The organism is Lactobacillus helveticus DSM 20075 = CGMCC 1.1877 (genome assembly GCF_000160855.1).
In the GTDB taxonomy this organism is placed as follows: Bacteria; Bacillota; Bacilli; order Lactobacillales; family Lactobacillaceae; genus Lactobacillus; species Lactobacillus helveticus.
In genome coordinates, this window is the sequence record NZ_GG700755.1 from 163,856 (window position 1) to 169,566 (window position 5,711).

The following is a 5,711-nucleotide window of genomic DNA, read 5'->3' on the forward strand; positions in this document are numbered from 1 at the left end:
ACTTTTATCATTTAAATGGCATACAAAAAACGAGCAGCATCATGCTACTCGTTTTGACTTTATTCAATTTTTAAGACTGAATATGCAATTTAACTAAAATTCGTTCAATCTTGCTACCCATTACCTTTTGGGCTAAATCTGTCTTTATCGTGGCAAAACCATAAAAGATAATTCCCACGCCTACCGATAAAATTACCAAAATCAAAGCGGAAATTCGATGATCTGGGTTTAAGAATCTGCCTAAGCCCATCTCAACTAATTTAACAATTAGGAACATCCCTATCGAAAATGCGGTAATACCTACTAAGCGTCGGCTCGTTCTATTCAAGTTGAAGTCGTATTGTACTTCTAGGTGCTTCAATGCCAGCAAAACGATTACTAATAGTCCTAAGTTGGTAGCAACCAAAGGTCCGTACACCTTGAATAAAAAGATCATTGGGTATTGCAAAATCCCCTTCAGGATTAAACCTAAAACCAAGTATTTGATTGCTAATCCATTCTCTGATAGACCTTGCAAAACTGCCATCAATACCGTAAAAAGTCCTAAACTAATTGCAGTAAATGATGACAAGTATAAGACGTTGCTACCTAATGGATCTGGACCATAGAAAACCGTGTAAATTGGCTTACTAATGGCAGCCATACCAAATGCGGCAGGAATCATTACGAACAAGAACAAGTCCATCGTATTAGCAATTTGCTTAGAAATGCTCTTAAAGTCGCCTCTAGTGTGTGCAGCTGATAACAGCGGAATCGCCGTTACTGCCATTGCACTTGCCAAAGATACGATAATCATGATCAACTTATTGGCATTAAGACCAAATAAGGCATACCAATCTTCAATCGTGTCTGAACTTGCATGTACCAAGCCAGCAATCATTGGGTGGAATGTATATTGGTCAACCAATGAGAATAAAGTGATTCCCGAATCGATAATGATAAATGGAATTGCTTGTTCGATAATCTCCGCAAACAGTTCAGTTGTAGAAACCTTTAATCGGTTATTCGAATTGGCAACCAAGTCATCTAGCTGTTTTCGCCGTGAAAACAAGAACCAGACTAACAAGCCAATCCCAAATGCGGCACCAATTGCAGCAGCTAAATTTGACTGAATAACAGCATGAACATAGGAGCCGTGCTGCACCTGCATGATGACAAATGCAGTTAATAGCATCCAGACTACTCGGGCAAACTGCTCCACGAATTGCGACATCGCACTTGGCATCATATCCGCGTACCCTTGGAAGTACCCACGCATGATACTCAGAATCGGAATAATCAAAATTGCGTACGACAAACTGCGCATAACCGCAATCTGTCTAGGATCGCTTTGACTACCGTTAGATGCTAATAGCGGTGAAGCAAAATACATAATCGCGGCAGAAATCACACCTAAGAAGGCCATTAAAATCAGCCCTTTATGGAACAATTTTCGTCCAATTCCATACTCATTCAAAGCATTATACTTGGCTACTTGTTTGGCAATCGCTCCCGGAATTCCGGCCGTCGAAATTAGAATAAAAATAGTATAAATATTATAACTTCGAGCAGTTAAAGCATTGGCAATATTCCCATAGTCGCCCATCCAGGCATACCAAGGAATAATATACAATGCACCCAAAATTCTAGAAGCAATCGACCCAAAGGTCATCCAGGCAGAGCCTTTTAAAAAAGTACTTTGTGTATCTTTGCTATCTGAATTATTTTCTTCTTCCATCAATTTTTCCTAATAAAAAGTATTAACTAATTAATTGTCACGCAATTTGCCCTTTGAAGTTCAACTTCACCGAGCTTTTAGGAAAAACTTAATTTATTTAGCAACAATATTAACGATCTTGTTAGGTACAACGATAACTTTCTTAACGTCCTTGCCTTCCAAGAATTTTTGTACGTGTGGTAAAGCCATAGCTTGCTTTTGAACGTCATCTCTATCTGCATCCTTAGCAGCTTCGAACTTGCCACGAAGCTTACCGTTAACTTGAACCATGATTTCTACAGTAGATTCAACTAATTTAGCTGGATCATAAGTTGGCCACTTAGCGTAAGTAATTGATTCATCATGACCAAATACTTGCCAGATTTCTTCCATCATGTGTGGAGCAACTGGTGCCAAAAGCTTAACGAAGCCTTCTACGTATTCCCGTGGAATAGTCTTAGCCTTTTGAGCAGCGTTGATGAAGACCATCATTTGAGAAATAGCGGTGTTGAAGTGAAGAGCGTCAAAGTCTTCAGTAACCTTCTTAACAGTTTCTGCGTAAACCTTGTCGAGTTCACCATCGTTTTTATCCACAATTCTTTCTTGTGGAATTGCCTTCAAGTCAAGGTCATTAACGAACAAACGCCATACACGGTCTAAGAACTTCTTGGTTGAAGCTGGACCGTTGTCATCCCAGTCGATTGAAGCATCAAGTGGGCCCATGAACATTTCGTACATTCTAAGTGAGTCTGCACCATATTCATCGATTACTTCGTCTGGGTTAACTACGTTACCCTTTGACTTAGACATCTTTTCATGGTTCTTCAAGATCAAACCTTGGTTGTACAAACGTTGGAATGGTTCCTTGGTTGGAACAACACCCAAGTCGTAAAGAACCTTGTGCCAGAATCTAGCGTAAAGAAGGTGACGAACTGCGTGTTCTGCACCACCGATGTAAAGGTCAACTGGAAGCCATTGTTTCAATAAGTCGTAATCAGCTAATTCTTTATCATTGTGTGGATCAACGTAACGCAAGTAGTACCAGCTTGAACCAGCCCAGTTAGGCATAGTGTTGGTTTCACGCTTACCTTTTCGACCCATTTCATCAACTACATTTACCCAGTCAGTCAAGTTAGCTAATGGACTTTCTGGAGTACCTGATGGCTTAATATCAGTTGCATGTGGCAAACGAAGTGGAAGTTGATCTTCTGGAACAAGTGAAGTAGTACCGTCTTCCCAGTGGATAACTGGAATTGGTTCACCCCAGTAACGTTGACGACTGAAGTCCCAGTCGCGAAGCTTGTAGTTAACTTTCTTTTCACCGCAGTTGTGTTCTTCAAGCCAGTCAACCATCTTCTTCTTAGCATCCTTGATGTTCAAGCCATTCAAGAATTCTGAGTTAATGTGTGGACCATCTTCAGTGAAGGCAGCCTTAGAAAGATCGCCGCCTTCAAGTACTTGATTAATTGGCAAATCAAACTTTTTAGCAAAAGCGTAGTCACGATCATCGTGAGCTGGAACTGCCATTACGGCACCAGTACCATAGCTTGCTAAAACGTAGTCAGAAATCCAAATTGGCACTTCCTTGCCGTTAACTGGGTTAATTGCATAAGCACCAGTAAATACACCAGTCTTATCCTTGTTCAAATCAGTTCTTTCAAGGTCAGACTTAGATTCAATCTTCTTGATGTAGGCATTAACTTCGTCTCTATGACCATCTGTGGTAATTTCTTGAACCAACTTGTTTTCTGGAGCAAGAACAGTGTATGAACAACCAAATAAGGTATCAGGACGAGTAGTAAAGATGTCAAAAGTCTTGTCACTATCTTTAATCTTGAAAGTTACTTGTGCACCAACTGAACGACCAATCCAGTTACGTTGCATTTCCTTAACTGGTTCTGGCCAGTCCAAGTCATCAAGGTCTTCCAAAAGACGATCTGCATAAGCAGTCATCTTAAGCATCCATTGACGCATGTTACGACGGTAAACTGGGTATCCACCACGTTCAGTCTTACCATCGATAACTTCTTCGTTAGCTACAACAGTACCAAGGTCTGGTGACCAGTTAACTGGTACTTCAGCTTCATAAGCAAGACCCTTTTTGTACATTTGTTCAAAGACCCATTGAGTCCACTTGTAGTAGTTAGGATCACTAGTAGTAATTTCACGATCCCAGTCGTATGAAAAGCCTAACTTGTTAAGTTGACGCTTAAAGTTTGCAATGTTGTTCTTAGTAACAACAGCCGGATCTTCACCGGTCTTCAATGCATATTGTTCTGTTGGAAGTCCAAATGCATCCCAACCCATTGGGTGAAGCACATTGTAGCCTTGTGCACGCTTCATACGTGAGACAATATCCGTTGCAGTATATCCTTCTGGGTGACCTACGTGAAGTCCCTTACCAGATGGGAATGGGAACATGTCCAATGCATAATAATTTTTCTTTTTGGGATCTGTACCTGTCTTGAAGGTATCATGTTTTGCCCAATAATCTTGCCATTTCTTTTCAACTACTTTGTGGTTATACAAGATTTTTCTCTCCTTTTACAAATAAAAAAGCCCTATGATGTTAATCATAGGACGAGTTATCGCGGTACCACCTAAGTTTCACAATCTGTGACACTTAATTGCTCCTTAACGCGGATGGCGACGATAGGTTTCAATACCAGGACAAGTTCGCAATTCCACTTTAAGACTTCACAGCAACCAGTCTCTCTCTGAAAAAATATCCTTGTTACTACTTCCTGACCTTTATTTTCTTATAGATAATGATTATAATTTACCACAAATGCTAAAAATTACAAGGGGAGACTTTCTTTGATTAATACAAAAAATCCACCAAGAGATACCCTGATTCCAGGGATAATCTTTGTGGTCATCTACGCAGCGTGGGCGATGCTAGTGTCATCTGGGTCACAGTTTATCCACAGCTTTGACAACGCAGTCATCGGCATCGTTTGCAACAACAATCCGGCTAACGTGGCTTTTGCAAAAACTTTTACCAATTTAGGCAATACTAGCACGATCACGATAGAAACGATTATCTTATTTATAATTTTAATTACGTTTAAACAATATGCCTACGCCTGGTTTACGGCGGGGGTGATGATTTGTGCCAACTGTTATAACTGGATTATCAAACATGCAGTTGAACGTCATCGTCCCACTGTTCACCATTTAGTTTATGCCGACGGCTACAGTTTTCCATCAGGTCACTCAGTTGGTAGTGCCGCATTATTCGGAGTTTTAATTATTTTGACTATTTTATTAATTAAAAGCAAATTCTGGAAAACTCTATTGATCATGATTTTGGCGCTGTTCCCAATCCTGATTGGCTACACAAGAATATTCGTCCATGTACATTATCCATCTGATGTTTTTGGTGGCTGGATTGAAGGAATCACCTTTGTTTTACTTGGTTATTCTTTCTTGTATCACTTTTACATCGAACCGAAGATGTTAGAAAAATCGCAAAAATAAACAAAAAACTAGTGAATTTAATTTTTCACTAGTTTTTTTGTTGGTAAGATTCACAATCTGCGTAATAATAAGTAATGGAACTATTTGAATAAATCAATTAAACGATAATAATTTTATTAGTTTAAGGAAACGATTTATGAAAAATTTTAAGCCTTGGAAAAAATATCCACTTATTGCTGGTGAGCTAGCTGAAGTCGATACTTTGATTCAGCACACCATTTAAACTCCCCATCAGAGTTTACAAGCTGCTTTATTAACAATGGCTGATAATGGCGGCAAATATTTACGCCCTAGCCTTCTATTATTAGCAGCCCATGTAGTCGGAAAAGTTAATCAGCAAACTATTAATTTAGCCTCATCCATTGAAATTTTGCATATGGCGACTTTGATTCATGATGATACCATCGATGATTCTGATTTGCGCAGAGGCAATATCAGCATTCAAGCAGAATTTGGCAAAGACGTTGCAGTCTATGCTGGTAATTTATTGTTTACCAACTTCTTTGACTTGATGCTTGATACCACTACGGAACAT

Annotated in this window: 3 protein-coding genes, 1 pseudogene and 1 other annotated feature; of the genes and pseudogenes, 2 read left to right on the top strand and 2 right to left on the bottom strand. The window is 39.5% G+C overall.

All coding sequences use genetic code 11. The features are described from left to right. Nucleotides 1-70 precede the first annotated feature (70 nt). On the bottom strand, nt 71-1,717 hold the full coding sequence (locus HMPREF0518_RS06500; protein WP_003627280.1) for a putative polysaccharide biosynthesis protein: 1,647 nt from the start codon (nt 1,715-1,717) through the stop codon (nt 71-73). A gap of 93 nt (nt 1,718-1,810) precedes the next feature. Continuing rightward, on the bottom strand, nt 1,811-4,228 hold the full coding sequence (leuS, locus tag HMPREF0518_RS06505) for a leucine--tRNA ligase (RefSeq protein WP_172412571.1): 2,418 nt from the start codon (nt 4,226-4,228) through the stop codon (nt 1,811-1,813). Nucleotides 4,229-4,269: 41 nt separating this feature from the next. Further along, nucleotides 4,270-4,451, bottom strand: a binding site (T-box leader). Nucleotides 4,452-4,513: 62 nt separating this feature from the next. On the opposite strand from leuS, the gene HMPREF0518_RS06510 reads away from it, so the two are divergent. Together HMPREF0518_RS06510 and HMPREF0518_RS06515 are read left to right on the top strand one after the other, a co-directional pair. After that, on the top strand, nt 4,514-5,176 hold the full coding sequence (locus tag HMPREF0518_RS06510) for a phosphatase PAP2 family protein (RefSeq protein ID WP_003627284.1): 663 nt from the start codon (nt 4,514-4,516) through the stop codon (nt 5,174-5,176). 136 nt (nt 5,177-5,312) lie between these two features. After that, nucleotides 5,313-5,711: pseudogene (locus HMPREF0518_RS06515) on the top strand (polyprenyl synthetase family protein); the annotation flags it as partial.